13 protein-coding genes and 2 tRNA genes are annotated in these 15832 nt (G+C 30.0%); 5 read left to right on the forward strand and 10 right to left on the reverse strand.

Annotation, left to right across the window (positions count from 1 at the left end; translation table 11 throughout):
* Positions 1–5: 5 nt before the first annotated feature.
* On the reverse strand, positions 6–2420 hold the full coding sequence (locus J0H68_06105; GenBank protein MBN8828263.1) for a hypothetical protein: 2415 nt from the start codon (positions 2418–2420) through the stop codon (positions 6–8).
* Between the two features lie 528 nt (positions 2421–2948).
* Between J0H68_06105 and J0H68_06110 the strand changes: the two genes are divergently transcribed.
* Positions 2949–3359 carry a hypothetical protein gene (locus J0H68_06110; protein MBN8828264.1) on the forward strand — a complete coding sequence of 137 codons (411 nt, stop codon included), beginning with the start codon at positions 2949–2951 and terminating at the stop codon, positions 3357–3359.
* Between the two features lie 177 nt (positions 3360–3536).
* A tRNA-Glu gene (locus tag J0H68_06115) sits at positions 3537–3611 on the forward strand.
* A gap of 94 nt (positions 3612–3705) precedes the next feature.
* Here the strand turns inward: J0H68_06115 and J0H68_06120 are convergent.
* The 4 genes from J0H68_06120 to J0H68_06135 form a co-directional block, all read right to left on the reverse strand.
* Positions 3706–4998 carry an ankyrin repeat domain-containing protein gene (locus tag J0H68_06120; protein MBN8828265.1) on the reverse strand — a complete coding sequence of 431 codons (1293 nt, stop codon included), beginning with the start codon at positions 4996–4998 and terminating at the stop codon, positions 3706–3708.
* Positions 4999–5004: 6 nt separating this feature from the next.
* Complete coding sequence (locus J0H68_06125; protein MBN8828266.1) at positions 5005–5760, reverse strand: DUF2497 domain-containing protein; 756 nt, start codon at positions 5758–5760, stop codon at positions 5005–5007.
* A 166-nt stretch (positions 5761–5926) separates the two neighbouring features.
* Positions 5927–7183, reverse strand: a complete 1257-nt coding sequence (locus J0H68_06130) for a TolC family outer membrane protein (GenBank protein ID MBN8828267.1) — start codon at positions 7181–7183, stop codon at positions 5927–5929.
* On the reverse strand, positions 7176–7826 hold the full coding sequence (locus tag J0H68_06135; GenBank protein MBN8828268.1) for a hypothetical protein: 651 nt from the start codon (positions 7824–7826) through the stop codon (positions 7176–7178). Before J0H68_06135 ends, J0H68_06130 begins: the two co-directional genes overlap by 8 nt.
* Positions 7827–7971: 145 nt before the next feature.
* Here J0H68_06135 and J0H68_06140 point away from each other — a divergent pair.
* The 3 genes from J0H68_06140 to mnmA all read left to right on the forward strand — a co-directional run bounded on the left by J0H68_06140 (position 7972) and on the right by mnmA (position 10605).
* A tRNA-Cys gene (locus tag J0H68_06140) sits at positions 7972–8046 on the forward strand.
* Between the two features lie 21 nt (positions 8047–8067).
* On the forward strand, positions 8068–9396 hold the full coding sequence (locus J0H68_06145; protein MBN8828269.1) for an ankyrin repeat domain-containing protein: 1329 nt from the start codon (positions 8068–8070) through the stop codon (positions 9394–9396).
* A gap of 102 nt (positions 9397–9498) precedes the next feature.
* The gene (gene mnmA / locus J0H68_06150) at positions 9499–10605 is read left to right on the forward strand and encodes a tRNA 2-thiouridine(34) synthase MnmA (GenBank protein ID MBN8828270.1); all 1107 of its coding nucleotides are present in this window, start codon (positions 9499–9501) and stop codon (positions 10603–10605) included.
* Here mnmA and J0H68_06155 read toward each other — a convergent pair whose 3' ends face one another.
* From J0H68_06155 to ubiE, 5 genes are all read right to left on the reverse strand, one after another.
* Positions 10606–11145: a hypothetical protein gene (locus tag J0H68_06155; GenBank protein ID MBN8828271.1), complete on the reverse strand. Its 540-nt coding sequence runs from the start codon at positions 11143–11145 to the stop codon at positions 10606–10608. It lies immediately after the preceding gene.
* Positions 11146–11296: 151 nt separating this feature from the next.
* Entirely contained in the window at positions 11297–13021 is a 1725-nt protein-coding gene (locus J0H68_06160; GenBank protein MBN8828272.1) for a 30S ribosomal protein S1, read from the reverse strand.
* Positions 13022–13070: 49 nt separating this feature from the next.
* Positions 13071–13718, reverse strand: a complete 648-nt coding sequence (locus J0H68_06165) for a (d)CMP kinase (GenBank protein ID MBN8828273.1) — start codon at positions 13716–13718, stop codon at positions 13071–13073.
* Entirely contained in the window at positions 13687–15066 is a 1380-nt protein-coding gene (gene ubiB, locus J0H68_06170; GenBank protein ID MBN8828274.1) for a 2-polyprenylphenol 6-hydroxylase, read from the reverse strand. Before ubiB ends, J0H68_06165 begins: the two co-directional genes overlap by 32 nt.
* The gene (gene ubiE, locus J0H68_06175) at positions 15063–15818 is read right to left on the reverse strand and encodes a bifunctional demethylmenaquinone methyltransferase/2-methoxy-6-polyprenyl-1,4-benzoquinol methylase UbiE (GenBank protein ID MBN8828275.1); all 756 of its coding nucleotides are present in this window, start codon (positions 15816–15818) and stop codon (positions 15063–15065) included. The genes ubiB and ubiE overlap by 4 nt, the downstream gene beginning before the upstream one ends.
* Positions 15819–15832 lie beyond the last annotated feature (14 nt).

Below are 15832 nucleotides of genomic sequence, written 5' to 3' on the forward strand. Positions count from 1 at the left end.
CGATACTAACGACTTTTTTCTTGTTGTTTATTTGATTCTGCAATCGTTTGTAAAGCTTTTTCGCATTCTGGTTTTAAATTTAGTAGTATTTCTTTTAAGCTTTTACAAGTTTCATTAAAATTAACCCCAGGCTTTATTTCAAACTTGAAAACTCCAGCCTCAAATTTAATTTCATAACCTATTTCTTTTAATTTATCAGTTAGGTAATTTTTTACAAAAGGTGCTGTACCCTGAAAATACTCACCAACTTTACTAATTATTTTATTAACGGACTTACCGTTTTCCATCTTTTCCACTTTCTCAATTGTTTTTAAAACATTTGAACATTTTTCCTCTAAAGAGATTAACTCTTTTATTGTTACTGCTTCTGTTAAAATTGCAGCAGTTTTACTATAATTAAAACCATTTTTTGCCTTAACGCTAAAGTCCCCAAATGTATGTTTATCAAATTCAACTATAATACCTTCATTCTCTAATTTATTTTTAAGGTAATTTTTTATAGAAGGTTCCGCATAAGCAAAACATTCACATACATTGTTAATTAATTCAATTGCAGTACTTCTTTCACTATCGATTGAAGTCCATTTATTTTTAAATTGACCTTTAAGTTTAGTTGCAGCTAAATCTTTTATTTTTTCCTCTTTAACTGCAGCGTTATACAATACTTCGAGGCGAGCTAACATGTAATTAACTCTTCCCTCAATTATATTTTCTTGATGCTTGTTAAATTTTAAAAATTCAATTTGTTCATCAACAAGTTTACTTATTTCTGATTTACTTAAAAAAATACTATTAATCTTCATTTCATATTTTATATCTTCAACCATTTGCTCTTTAATTAAGTTTATTAATTCCTTATTATCTGCAAATTCTTCTAAAATGAATTGTAGTTTTTTAGTTCTAAAATCATTAGCTCTTCTATTTTTACTATTCTCAATTTCACTTTTAATTTTTTCATTCAATTCTTTTTTATTAAGATTAGGGTATTTTTTTCTAGTTTCATTTTCAATAACCCATTTATTGCTGGAATCTTTTTTAATTTTTTGTTCAATACCATCTAAAATTTTAATTGCATTATTAAGTGTTTTAGAGCCGTTACTTGTATTACTATAAAACATCTTTTCAAGGTTAGAATTTAAAACGTTTCCTACACATTTTTCAATTAAATCAGCATGTTCACTTGAGGTTCTCATTAGTTGATTTTGCATGTAAAAAGCTTTAATGTTTTTAGCCAGGCCTTCTCTGCTTGCCCATAATTTAATAATTGTTTCTTTACCTAATTCAGAAAGATTATTGTCAGAATTTTGCATCTTCTTCCAATGATGTTGTTTAGCAGCTTCAGGTGAAAAAATCGATTCAAGAAAAAATGGGTGCATGCTCCATGCACCATCAATCAATTGAATACCTGTTTTTCCGTTATTTTCATTTACTAACCAATTATCACCTTTTTTATCAGCATCCCCACTTATATATGAAATTATTACTAGCGCATCAAAGAGTTCAGGAGGTAATTGTTTCTGATCCTGACCTTTTCGTTTGTTATAATTAATATCTGTTCCTAAATAACGATCTCCCATTGTAATTGCGCCTTTTGCCCATAATTGGAATGAACCAATAGTTTTCCCTTTACCGGGAATATCAAATCGTCCTATTTGAGTTTCTGGAACAAAGCTAGAAAGATCTAAACCTTCTTTTTCTTTTCCGACTAGGGCTTTTTGTACTTCTTTATCAATAACGCTTGTTGCAACTTCATTTAAATAAGAAGTACCGGCAACAGTATGGAAAACGTTCATGTTTTCCTTGTAACCTAAAAGCTTATAAATGGCATTTACGTATAATAAAACTAACCTTTTAATAATTTGACCGAGGTGCATATTTTCTTTACTTAAAGGGTCACTTGCAGGTGGTTTATATATACCTAGATTTGGATGTTTGTTGTTATCGTTTTTCTCGAAAGGATCATATATTATTAAAGAATCACTAACCCCTACACTGTTCATTTCAAAACAACCAAGAGCAGCACAAAATTTTGCCTTTTTATATTCTTTTTTATAATCATCAGTTGGTGCAACGAAATCTTTTATATCTTGATCTATTTCTATAAAACCTTCTAAACGATTTTTAAGTTCACCCTTTATTAAGCTTCTGTCAAAAATTTCTGATGGCAATAAAGCTAATTTGTCAAAAAATAATGTTTTTAGTTGATTATCATCTAACTTTGTTAATTCATTAGGATTATTTAATTCGGTAATTATTTCATTAATTATATTTTTTAATTCTTTACTAGAAGCTTTTCTACCAAAGGCTGGTTTTTTACTTATTAACCCTTCTTTTATAGTAACTGGGTTAACTAATCCATTATCTAAAATATAATTTATGTTTTGATACAGAAGGGAGGTAGCTTCTAACTTTTTCTTCATACAAACTAATTCCTTGAATTACAATTATATTAATAATTTTACCATTTAATATAGTTGTAATCAAGTTTGTGATATTAAATAAGGTTAATATGATTTAATTTAAGAATTATGAGTTTGATAAACTTTATAAGGAAAGTTTCCATATAAATCAGCTAAATGTTTTAAAATTAATATTATCTTTTTCTTTCCCTTAATAACTTATTGGATAAAAAGATATTTAATAATCAATTAATGGAAATGCGTAATTAGAATAAGCCTAATAATGTCAAAACTTTCACTCCGAGATGAGAAGATTTTATATGAAAAAAAGGGTAAACGCGTTTTATTGAGAAGTATTGAAAATGCTGGATATATTATTAAAAATAATAATAGGTATGGATTATAATAATATTAATAGTTTTTTATAGATTAATTATCCTTTTTTCTAACCCCTTGATTTTCAAAGAATCAAATTTTCTTCCAACCTCTTACACAAAAATTTTCAATATTGTATATATATTACTATAAACTTAAAAGGGTAATATATATATGACACAAATTATTATAGATATTGAGAAAACTCATAATACTATTCTTAATACAAGCGCAAAATTAGCTGAAAAATTACAAGATTTAGTAAATAATATAGATGAGCTAAGTAATGAAGAATATGAGTCAAAATTCAAAAGACTAAAAGATACTTCAATTGTTTTACATAAAATTAGCAGTATTCATCATAAAACGTGTAGAGAAATTTTAAAAGAAACGAAACAAAATGAAGAAGAATCGCTTGAAAATAGTAGCGAAGAGCTAAAAAGAGAATTTTTCAAAGAGAAAGAAGGTTTAAGAAACAATCCAAATAAAGAATTTAAAATAAATTATAACTCTTCTACAAACAAACTAGATTTAACCTCACAAAAGACTTATTGCTTTAATAGCTCTTCTGGCGTAGAGCTTTAAAAATAACCATTTGTTTAATAATAATATTTTAAAACAAAATAGGTTAACAAGTACGCCTTAATGAAAATAATTAATCCTAAATTCAAGCTCTGCACCTAAAAATGTATATTTATTAGAATAAACTGTTATTTTGTGCTTGCTTTTTTTAGAAAGGTATATTAAAAAGAGTTTTCTAATGGCCCCTTCGTCTAATGGTTAGGACATCACCCTTTCACGGTGGCAATACGGGTTCGAATCCCGTAGGGGTCACCATTCCTCTATATATCTTTTATTTTAAAATAAACCTTAATGTCTAAATATGTATGTATTTATAATAAGGTAAGCCTTAAGTTGAAAAACTTATCCGCTATTTACTTTTACGTTGCGCTTTAGGGTTGTGACTGGCTTCTTCTTTTTTCAATAAATTTACTATAATTTTATTATTATTAGCCATAGCATAATCTAATGGAGTTTTGTTATTTTGATCATAAACATTTATTGAAACATTTGCATTGAGTAAGATTTTTACCATTTTCACATCATTGTTTATAACAGCCGCATGTAAAGCATTGGCATTGTATCTATTTTTAAGATTTACACTAACATGATTTTTAATTAACCATTTAGCTATATCATGAGCTTTAAACATTGCAGCATAAATTAATAAACTATTACCATCATCATCAACAAAATTTACCTCTCCTACCCTTTTGCTATAATCCATTAAGCCATCTAAATCATGATTTTCAATAGCTACAAAGGATGCGAAAACATATTCTTTTGTACTAACAGGTTTTGGCAAGTGTCTATTATTTGGATCATTCTCATTATAATAAAATTCTGCCGGTAATTCTTTATTTCTGTAATCTAATGAAAAAACTTTTTCAGCCTGCTCAGCTTCATTTCTGGTTTTTTCTAATTCAATATCCTTTTTTTGATCTGGGTCAAGTTTTGGTTTTCCACTAATTTTTTTAACATCAAGTGTAGTACCGGGAGTAATTGGTAAAACTACCTCTTCTTTCTTTTTCTTTTTTTCTTTTGGTGTAGAAGGGTTCTTCTTTTTATTTTTTTCTTTCTCTTCTAAAATTTCTGCTGCAGATTTTGGTTTAGATGTTTTTTTATCAAGCTTTGGTTCTTCTTTTGTAGCAGTTTTTTTATCCGCTTCTTCCTTTTTACCTTCTTCTTGTGCTTTATCTTTGTTTTGGTCAATCACAGGGTTTGTATCTGGAATTTTTATATCTTTCTTATCATCTTTTTTCTCCGACCCAACCATAACATTGTCAGGTTTTGGTAGATCTGGTATCATAGGATCCTTAACATCAATAGCTTTAGCGTCAGGGTCATTATTTAAAGTAGGCTCCTCAATTTTTGGCGCTTCTATTTGCGGAATCATTGAGGTTGGAACATCAGTATTATTACTTGGAATTTGTTCTGGAGGAGTAGTAGTGCTTTGTGGTGTAGCAGGTGCATCTATTTTTGGCGGTATTATAGAATTGTTTTCGCTTCCAACCACTTGTGGAATTTCAATTTTAGGCATTTCTATATTTCCATTAACTGCTCCTGGTAAGTGCAAAGTAGGAGCTTCTAACGGCTTATCTTCGGCAAAACTTATTGAAGCAGGTAAAATACAAGACAAAGCTAACAGAACTTTCTTTAACATATTTAATTACTCATCATCGTTTGGGATTAATCTACGCACTTCTTTTTCTACAATTTCTTTAACTAACGCAGAAAGATTTTTTTCTAACCAAATGCTTAATTGTGGCTTAAGAGATTCAACTACTAAATCTTCTACAGTTACTCCTGATCTTAAACCAAACCCGTCTTGTGGCCTTGAAACTGCTCGCAGTAAATCTTTAAAATGTTTTGAGGTTTCTTCAATTGCTTGTTCACTTAAGAGAGTTTTAGAATTATTATCTTGTGAATTTTTTGTAGGATCTACTTCATCATTTAATTCTTTCTTCACCTCTGGCTCCTCATTCGAAACATTTGCTTCTGGTGCTTGTTTAGCAAGATTATCGAAATCGACAATTGGCTGATTGCTTTCCATTGTAGATTCTTCTTTGGGTTCTTCTTTTGGTTCCTCAACCGCTGTTGTTGGAGGTGTTTCTACAATATTTTCTTCTTTATTTTCATTTAATGTATTTAATAAACTATCAACAACTGCATCAGCAGGTTTTTGTTCAGGTTCATCTTCTTTTTTTAAATTTTCTTGCGTCATTACTGAAGAATTTGCAAATAAACTATCTATATTATCTAATACGTCATTCAATTCATTTTTTGGTTTAGAACCTTGCTCAACAATTTCTGTGAGTTCTAAAACATCTTCTTTGGAATCACTTATATTGTCACCCGCTATAACTCCCCTTATGTCAGCTAATATGTCCTGCATTGAAGGATTATCTTTATTTTCTATGGTCATAACCTTAACAATTTATTATTATTTAAATAATTTAACATTATTACAGTAAAATATACAAATAAAAAATTCGTTTATATAAAAATTTTCTATCATTATATATTTTTAAAGGAAATTTTATGTACTTAAATGCTCGTTATTAATAAAAATTCCCTTAATTTTATTTTAATTAGCTATCAGTATTAAGCTTCCCTATTATAGCTAATAATTCGTATCCAGCTAAAATTGTTTGATATTCTGCATTTAGAAGTTTTAATTTAGCATCAAACACTTCTTGTTCTGCATTTAAAATATCTAAACTTGTTTTTAATCCAATTTTTGCTTCTTCTTCTACACCATTAAATGCTAACAATGCTGAATCTACAGCATCTTGTGCTGATTTAATAGTAGCTTTAGTTGAATTGTATTTAATCCATGAATTATTAATTCTTGCGACTAAATCATCAAGTGTTTTATGGTAGGTATATTTTGCTTTTTCTTTTTGAACAGAACTATCTTTAACATCAATATATTCTCCACCACCTTGAAAAAGAGGAATAGTAAGACTGATATAAGCACTTTTATCAAATCTATCATTTGTAATAGCAGAGCGTCCTGTTTTCGATACTTCACCTTGTAAATCAACGGAAGGCAATATTTTAGACCATGCTAATTTAATTCCTTCATTTGCTTCTTTCATAGAAAGTTCACTCATTCTTAACTCAAAACTATTTTCTTTTCCTATATATATAGCTTCTTCTAAACTTTCTGGAATATTTTTTAATTGATGAGGCTTACTAAGTGAAGTCACAGGTAATTCACCCATCAATTTTATATAATTTGATTTAGCGTTTTCAATTTCACCTTTATATCTAATTAGTTGAGCTTGAGCTAAAGAATAACGTGCATCAGCTTGAGCAACATCTGTTTTTGTTACTTCACCTAATTCAAATCTTAATTTAGTTGATTCTAAATGCTTTCTTAAAATTTGCTCATTATTTTCAGCTATTTTATATGATTCATTTGCTAAAATTACGCCAATATATGATTGAGCTGCTGTATAAAGAACTACTTGTTCAGTACCTTTAAGCCTTAATTCACTTAATTTTAATCTAATATCATTAATATTAAAATTAGAAATACTTGCGCCACCATTAAACACGTTTTGTGTTACAGTTAATTTACGATTATTATATGTTCCTTGCACTTTTGGATTTGCATCATCTTTTCTTTCAAGATGATTTCTTGAAAGTGAGCCACTAACTTTTGGCATAAAACCTAAAACAGCTTTTGTTTTCTGCAGCTTTGCAGATTTTAAATTTTCTCTTTGAGCTTTTATATCAAAACTATAATTATATGCTTTTTTAAATGCTTCATTTATTGTTTCGGCTGATGCAGAATTTATTAAGATTATCAAGATCGTTATACAATATAAAAACTTATTCATTATTTAACCTCAAGCTGAATATATTTACTCTATTTATTAACCTAGAACTTACACTAATACCATTTTTATTAAAAACTCTAATTTCACCTAAAGATAAATAAGGTGAATTTGTAGCGCTAGGGTTACATATTACAGCTATCCCTCTGCCATTATCTTCTAAATGCTTTGCAAATGAGTCAAATGAAGTGATTCCGCCTGAAACTATAATTACATCATATTTAGTATTTTGGGGAATAGAATTAACAAAATGACAATTATCTTTATGTTTACTAATTAAAAAATCTTTTGCATTATTTAAAATTGTATCATCAAAATATAAAGAATCTATGGATTGAGACAACTCTGAAAGAATTGTTGCATTAAAACCCGTTGATGCACCTATTTCAAGAACTTTTTCACTTTTTTTAACTTTTATAATTTCAAGTAACTGAGCGAATAAAAGCGCTGACATTTGATAAGTTGAATTATTTATTTTTAAATGTTCATCTACATACGCTACTGCTTTTAAATGATCAGGTAGAAAAGCATGTCTAGGATTTTTAGCAAAAGCATTTAATATTTCTGAGTTATGGACTTTATTTGTAAATAATTGTCCTAAAATCATATTAAAATTTTGTTTTTCAGATAAATTGTTATTATGCATATTTTTATGTTTTATATTGATTTTCTTTATAAAGCCTGATATTAAACAACCATATAATTAGTTACAAGATATTTTACTTAATTAAAAAATACTTGAAACTCAATAAATTTTCAACTTATATTAAGATAGAAATATTTAATAAATAGGCCGGGTAGCAAAGTGGTAATGCCGTGGACTGCAAATCCGCTACGCGTCGGTTCGATTCCGACCCCGGCCTCCAATGTTGAGTTTGAGTTAAAGTATGTATAAAAATTTTGTTAAAACGGCGCTATCTATTCTCTGTGTTCTTCTTTTAACAGCGAATCCTTCAAATGCTAATACTAAAAAACTCATTGATTTAATTAACCAAAATAATATCTATGGCTTACAAAGTGCGCTTGAATCAGGTGCAAATCCTGATGAAAGAGGAAATTACGGTATTACACCTTTAATGGTTAGTATTTCACGACAAAATTATAATGCTGCAAAACTTCTTATAAAATTTGGCGCCGATGTTAATTCAACTGATATAGCGGGAGTAAGTCCTTTACACATTGCTGCGCGAAACGGACACTATGAAATAGCTAAAGCTTTAATAGACGCAGGTGCTAATATTAACGCTAAAGATAAATATGGTATGACACCTCTTGCAAAAGCAACTGCAGCACATAAAAATAGAGTGATGCAGTTATTAGTTGAAAATAATGCTTTAGATAAAGAAAAAGCCGTGGTTGACAATAAGGAAACTGAAGGTAGTGCAATTACTGTAACTAAAGAAAATTTACCTAAAGACAGTACTATAATTAAAAGTAGTGGCGAATCTAAAGTAGTTACACAAACAGAAAATAAATCAACATTCGCTCCGATTGTAAGAGTAAAAGAAAACAATCTGCCAAATGATAAAATAGAAAAAGCTGAAAATTCCAAAAATAAAAAGAAGAAAATTCAAATTTCATATAAAGCTCCAAGTAAACAGTCAACTGAAGCGTCAAAAACTATTAATGCCATTGATACTACAATGGTTACACGAAATGCCCTCGCTCCAAATATTGAAAATGAAGATAATAATATTGATTTAGCATGGCTTAAAGATAAATCTACAACCGCAAAGGCGCCTGAAAAACTTGTTGCATCTGCTCCACCAACTAAACCAAAAGAGATAGCTCCACCTACTCCAAATACCCCTCAGTTAGCCCATATAGAACCTACAGCTAAATCTGTAACTTTTGAAAGTAAGAAACATAAAAAAATTACTGTCGGCAAAGCTAAACTTATCCATGATGAAGGTATTACTAAATGGAAAGTTAATTATCAAGATATAATGGCTAATAACAACGGTCCTCAACTTTACTGGCTAATTATAAATGCTAAGAAAACTAATAATTATGGTAGCCTTTTAAATAAAGCGATTAAACAAGTACAGAACTATAAAATTAAATATCAAATAGTCCAAAATATTAAAACTAAAGAGAAATATTTAAAAGTTGGTGCTCTTGGTAATGCAAATATTGCTGAAGTTTACTGTAAAAGAGTGTTAGAAGATAATACATTTACTGCTTGTAAAGTTGTTAAATTCAACCGTAATAAATAAGGCTTAAATTTAAATAACTTAAGCTTTAAATTGCATAAAACATTGACTTTATCTTATAATTTATTAATATTTTGTTTCTATATAACAAAATAATTAAATTAAATGAAACTTGAGAATATCAATAAACCAATCAAGGATACCAAAGTTGTCGTCGCTATGTCTGGTGGCGTAGACAGCTCAACAGTTGCAGCAATGCTTCATGAAGTTGGGTACCAAGTTATTGGTATTACTCTTCAACTCTATGATCTTGGAATCACTTTAGAAAAGAAAGGCGCATGCTGCGCGGGCCAAGATATATATGATGCTAAAAATGTTGCTGATAAGATTGGTTTTCCACATTATGTGCTAAATTACGAGAGCTTATTTAAAGAATCAGTTATGGATGACTTTGCAGATACCTATCTTCGCGGAGAGACCCCAATACCATGTGTTAAATGTAATCAATCAGTGAAATTTAGAGATTTACTTAAAGTTGCAAAAGAACTTGGAGCTGACGCTTTAGCCACAGGCCATTATGTACAAAAACGCTATGTAAATGGTAAAGCCCAGCTTATTAAAGGAAGTGATCCCTTTAAAGATCAAAGCTATTTTTTATTTGCTACAACTAAAGAACAACTTGATTTCACTTATTTTCCATTAGGTGGGTTAAATAAAGAAGAAACCCGTAAACATGCTGAAAGATTTGGCCTTGAAGTTGCAAACAAACCTGATAGCCAAGATATTTGCTTTGTACCTAATGGTGATTATGTTTCCGTTATTTCTAAACTTAGACCAGGTGCTTTGGATGCTGGTAATATTGTTGATTTAGCAGGTAAGGTACTTGGAACTCATGATGGCATTATTAACTATACTATCGGTCAAAGGAAAGGCTTAGGAATTTCATCCCCTGATCCTTTATATGTCGTTAAAATAAACCCTGATACTAAAGAAGTGGTTGTTGGACCTGAATCTGCTCTTAAAAGCAGCGAATTTTTTATTAAAAACATTAATTGGCTTGGCGACGGTGAAACTATACCAGATGAAGGTATTGAAGCTATGGTAAAGCTTCGCTCTACTCATAAAGGTACTAATGCAATTATAAAAAAATATGATAGCGAAAAGGCAATTGTTAGAATGCTTACTCCAGAACGTGCTGTGACCCCGGGCCAAGCCTGCGTTATTTATGATGGCGACATAGTTCTTGGGGGCGGCTGGATTGAGAAAATATAATTAATATCTGTCAAATAAATCATTTATCATATCTTTTGCAACTTTATCTCTAACCATTTCATCAAAAGTAGGGGCACGAAAGTTATGCCTGAAACCTTTTGAGTTTAAAAGGCTCTCTACCTTATTATTAAGATGAGAATATAATGCTCCGTCACTAGTTATAACTTTCATTACAGAAATAAAATTAAGATCATTTTTCTTTTCATTAAATAAGATGATAATTTCTTTTAAGTCTTCTACTTTAAAAAAATCTTTTATTTCTCTATTAATTCCTTCGATTATTCCATCTCTTATTTCTGCTGGATTAATATTCATATTTCTTAATTTAGTTTGAATTTCAAACATATAAACTTCAGGGTTCCAAAGAAGTAATGCAAGGTAGCTATATTTATTTTTAGTAGGAGTAAATAAAGCCTGTTTTATAAGGCTAATTTCTTCCTGAATATTTAGATCATTAAATTTTATCCCTTTATTAGCATCAATTAACGCTTCACAAGGTAAAAATAATAAAAACTCACGTTGCTGCTCATTTAATGGCATTTTATCCTCTATAACCGAAATTTAAAAAATAACTTCCTGATATTATTTTATAAATTAGGATTTTGCTTAACAATAAAAAAGTAGGAATTTTATAAACCAAATAAAAAAAGGGGCCTAAAAAGACCCCTTTAAACTTCGAAAAAAGAATTACTTATTTTTTCTTAGCGTTCTTAATTGCATTACCTAATACGTCACCAAGTGTTGAATTGGTATTATCAGAACCATATTCAGCTAATGCTTGTTTTTGTTCGTCAACTTCAAGAGCTTTAATTGAAACATTCACTTTACGTGAAGATTTATCAATAGTAGTAATTTTAGCTTCAATTTTGTCACCAACGCTAAAACGCTCAGGTTTTTGTTCAGATCTTTCAGAAGCTAAATCAGCCTTCTTAATGAAACACTGTAACCCATCAACAAGAACTTCAATACCATCATCTTGAACTGCCGTTACTTCACAAGTTACTTTAGAACCTTTTTTAAGATCTTTAGTTGAACCTTCAAAAGGATCTCCACCTTCTAATTGTTTAATTCCAAGGCTAATACGTTCTTTTTCAACATCGGTAGAAAGTACGATAGCTTTAACCTTATCACCTTTATTGAATTCTTTAAGTCTCTTAGGATCTTCATCTTCCCATGAAACATCAGCTACGTGAATTAAACCTTCAATACCACCTTGTAATTCAACAAAGATACCGAAATCAACAACGTTTTTAATTTCACCTTCAATGATTGAACCAATAGCGTTTTTATCAGCAAACGCTTGCCATGGATTTTCTTCACATTGCTTCATACCAAGGCTTATACGGTGTTTGTTTGCATCAACATCTAAAATGATACATTCAACTTCTTGACCTAAGCTTAAGAATTTTTTAGGGTTTGCATTGCTTTTCACCCAGCTCATTTCTGAAACGTGAACTAAACCTTCAATACCTGTTTCTAATTCAACGAAAGCACCATAATCAGCAATATTACTAATTTTACCACGGATTCTTGAACCTCTTGGGTAACGAGCTTCAATATCGCCCCATGGGTTTTCTTCAAGTTGCTTCATACCTAATGATACACGTTTTGTATCAGCATTGTATTTGATCACCATAACTTTCACAGTTTGACCTAATGAAAGTACTTCAGATGGATGGTTAATTCTTGACCAAGAAATATCAGTTAAGTGTAATAAACCATCAAAACTTCCAAGATCAATGAACGCACCATAATCTGTAATATTTTTAACAACGCCCTCAAGAACCATACCTTCTTTAATTTGTGAAAGAACTTCATCACGCTCTTCCATTCTTGATTCCTCAAGAATTGCTCTACGAGAAATTACGATGTTAGCGTTTTTCCTGTCGATTTTTAAGATTTTAAATGGCTGAACCACACCAATTAATGGTGCAATATCTTTAATTGGTCTAATGTCTACTTGGCTACCTGGTAAGAAAGCGATAACACCTTGTAAATCAACGGTGAAACCACCTTTAACTTTACCACAAATGAAACCACTAACTGTTTTACCTTCAGCAAGTGCGCTTTCAATATTAGCCCATGCAGCTTCTCTTAGAGCTTTTTCACGACTAATTACGCATCTACCGTAACGGTTTTCAATCTTCTCAAGATAAACTTCAACAGTTTCACCGATATTAGCTGTTTCATTAATCGACTCGAACTCTTTTAATGAAACTATACCTTCAGTTTTAAGACCAATATCAACTATTACGTTATCTTTTTGAATATCAATAACTATACCTTTTACAACAGAACCCTCTCTTACTCTAGTATTAGTATTAGAAGCTTCAAAGAGAGCAGCGAAATCTTCGTTAGTTGTATATTCCGCTTCAACTTTAAGACGTTTAGACTTTAAATTACCTTTTTTTAACATAAAAATCACCTTTTCGTATAATGCTTAAAGCAGCATTATTTATTAAATATTAATTAGAGTTATGACTTGCAATGTAATTAATAATATAATCTGCCACTTCTACTGCTGTATGATTACTACTATCAATAGTAATAGCATCAATGGCAGGCGCAAGTGGCGCAGAGCTTCGGCTCATGTCACGATTATCTCTATCAACTAACTCTTGCACAACTTGGGTATATATAACACTTTTGTTACTACTCTGCAACTCTTTAAATCTTCTTAAACTTCTAGCTTCAATTGAAGCCGTTAAAAAGAACTTATAGTTGGCAGTCGGGAAAATAACTGTTCCCATATCACGTCCGTCAGTAACAATACCATTACTTGATTTTTCAGCGAATTTTCTTTGAACTTCTAATAAAGCTTCCCTAACTTCTTTAATTGCTGCAACTCTTGAAGCAATTTTTGCTACTTCCTCAGTTTTTAAAAGGGAGATATCAGTAATTTGAGTTAAATCTAAATTTTTTGCTAAATTAACTAAAATACTTATATTCGTTTCGTCAACTTTTTCATTTGAAATTTTAAATCCAAGTAACCTGTAAATTATCCCTGAATCTAAATAATCTAAATTAAAATGCTTAGCTAGTAACCTAGCAACAGTGCCCTTACCTGAAGCTGCAGGACCATCAATTGTAATTATAATTTTGTTCTCTTTCATGTTTCTTTTTCTTATTTTCATATTTATTAGAAATTTCTTCCAAAATATCTGGCAATTTTTTCATAAAATCAAATAGTTTAAGTAGCCCATCTCTTAATTTCACTTCTGGACCTAAATTCTGAATTGCCCATTTTTCTATCCAAGGCTCTGCTAAACTCCATAAATTAACTTCAGGATCAAGCTTTGTCCCTACCCCTTCGACTATTACTAATGTTTTCTGAAAAAGTAATAATTGAGGCTGAGTTTCCATATCAAATTCGCGAGTAATATCAAATAATTGAGAAAGAAGTTTTCCAACTGAAATTTGGTTTGAAGGTAGACCTATAATTGGCTCTCCAATTGACCGGCAAGCCTGAGCAAAGCTAAACAAGCATTTGTCATGAGGAACGTATCCTGCTTCAAAATGAATTTTTGCTACATGTAGATAATCACGACTTAAAAACCCGCGTAAAATTTCTGCTACATAAATTCTAGTTTGTTTACCTAATCTTCCTACTATTCCAAAATCAACTAAAACAATATTATAGTCACTATCTACAAATAAATTTCCTGGATGCATATCACCGTGAAAAAAACCATCGCGGTAAGCTTGATTAAAGAAATTAATTGCTAAATTTGAGGCAATTTTTTTAAGATTATAGCCTTTTTCTTTTAATTGATTTAAATCATTTATTGGAATGCCTTCTACCCACTCTATAGTTAAAATTCTTTTAGAAGTTACATTCCAATTTATTTCAGGGATTTTTATCCCTAAATCATCTTTTAAATTATCTTTTAATTCTGAAGCTGCTGCAGCTTCTAATCTTAAATCAAGCTCAAGCCTCATTGCTTCAGCAAATGTTTCAATTACACTTTTAGGTTTAAGCCTACGAGTTGCAGGAAAATATTTCTCTAATTTTTTAGCTCCCCAATGAAAAAATTTAATATCTCTATCTATTATTTTATCTATATTTGGGCGGAGAATTTTCACTGCATAATATTTTCCTCCACATGCTTGCACTTTATGTACTTGGGCAATTGAAGCTGCCGCTACTGCAGGGCGTTCAATAACAGGAAAAAAATATTCTGGTTTTACTCCAAATTCTTTAATAAATGTTTCTTCAACAAATTTATATTCAAAAGGTGGTAAATTATCTTGAAGTTTTGTAAGAGCAAGCGCTACATTTGAGCCAATAATATCCGGTCTTGTAGAGAGGGTTTGACCTAGTTTAATAAAAGCAGGTCCAAGTTTTTGTAAAGCACGGGCTAATCTTAAACCTGATTCATAATCTTTTTCGCTAAAGACTGCCCATAATTTATAACGAATAAATATTATTATAAAATATATAAATTTAAAATAATTCATCATAGTTTATATCCAGAATGAATTGCTGCAATGCCAAAGGATAGATTTTCGTAATCTACTTTTTTAAAATTATTTGTAATCATCATATTTGCAAATTGCTTTTGACTAGGGAATTTTCTTATGCTTTCAACTAAATATTGATAAGCATCTTCATCATCTGCGACTAACTTCCCTATTTTAGGAATAACATTAAAAGAATAAAAATTATAAGGGATTTCAATAAATGAATTTACTTTAGAAAATTCTAAACACAAAAATTTTCCAAATGGTTTTAATACTCTATAAAATTCTTTTAATGCAGCATCAATATTAGTAAAATTACGTATTCCAAAAGCTATTGTAATTAAATCAAAACTGTTATCTGGAAAAGGAAGTTTTTCCCCATCAGCGACCAGAAAATTTATATTTTTATAAAAACCTTTATCAAATAATTTATCTTTTCCTATTCGTAACATATCTATGTTATAATCGCTTAAAACTACTTTACTCTCTTTATTTTTACTTTTCGCTTCTTGTAAAAACCTAAGCGCAATGTCACCAGTTCCACTTGCAACATCTAAATAATCAATATCAAATTTAGGTATATGAGTAATAAAACGATTTTTCCACATACGATGAAGACCTGCACTCATTAAGTCATTCATTAAATCGTAATTATTAGATACGTTTGAGAAAATATTACTAACTAGTTTAGGTTTTTCTTTACTATTGACCTTTTTATAACCAAAATCTACATTATCATCATTTTTATTCATAACTTAAAAACCAT

Source organism: Sphingobacteriia bacterium, from assembly GCA_017304685.1.
Taxonomy (GTDB): domain Bacteria; phylum Pseudomonadota; class Alphaproteobacteria; order Rickettsiales; family 33-17; genus JAFKLR01.

Excerpts from the sequence above, each read along its gene's own strand:
- J0H68_06105 (MBN8828263.1), bottom strand. The coding sequence starts at position 2,420 with ATGAAGAAAAAGTTAGAAGCTACCTCCCTTCTGTATCAAAACATAAAT.
- J0H68_06110 (MBN8828264.1), top strand. The coding sequence starts at position 2,949 with ATGACACAAATTATTATAGATATTGAGAAAACTCATAATACTATTCTT.
- J0H68_06120 (MBN8828265.1), bottom strand. The coding sequence starts at position 4,998 with ATGTTAAAGAAAGTTCTGTTAGCTTTGTCTTGTATTTTACCTGCTTCA.
- J0H68_06125 (MBN8828266.1), bottom strand. The coding sequence starts at position 5,760 with ATGACCATAGAAAATAAAGATAATCCTTCAATGCAGGACATATTAGCT.
- J0H68_06130 (MBN8828267.1), bottom strand. The coding sequence starts at position 7,183 with ATGAATAAGTTTTTATATTGTATAACGATCTTGATAATCTTAATAAAT.
- J0H68_06135 (MBN8828268.1), bottom strand. The coding sequence starts at position 7,826 with ATGCATAATAACAATTTATCTGAAAAACAAAATTTTAATATGATTTTA.
- J0H68_06145 (MBN8828269.1), top strand. The coding sequence starts at position 8,068 with ATGTATAAAAATTTTGTTAAAACGGCGCTATCTATTCTCTGTGTTCTT.
- mnmA (MBN8828270.1), top strand. The coding sequence starts at position 9,499 with ATGAAACTTGAGAATATCAATAAACCAATCAAGGATACCAAAGTTGTC.
- J0H68_06155 (MBN8828271.1), bottom strand. The coding sequence starts at position 11,145 with ATGCCATTAAATGAGCAGCAACGTGAGTTTTTATTATTTTTACCTTGT.
- J0H68_06160 (MBN8828272.1), bottom strand. The coding sequence starts at position 13,021 with ATGTTAAAAAAAGGTAATTTAAAGTCTAAACGTCTTAAAGTTGAAGCG.
- J0H68_06165 (MBN8828273.1), bottom strand. The coding sequence starts at position 13,718 with ATGAAAGAGAACAAAATTATAATTACAATTGATGGTCCTGCAGCTTCA.
- ubiB (MBN8828274.1), bottom strand. The coding sequence starts at position 15,066 with ATGATGAATTATTTTAAATTTATATATTTTATAATAATATTTATTCGT.
- ubiE (MBN8828275.1), bottom strand. The coding sequence starts at position 15,818 with ATGAATAAAAATGATGATAATGTAGATTTTGGTTATAAAAAGGTCAAT.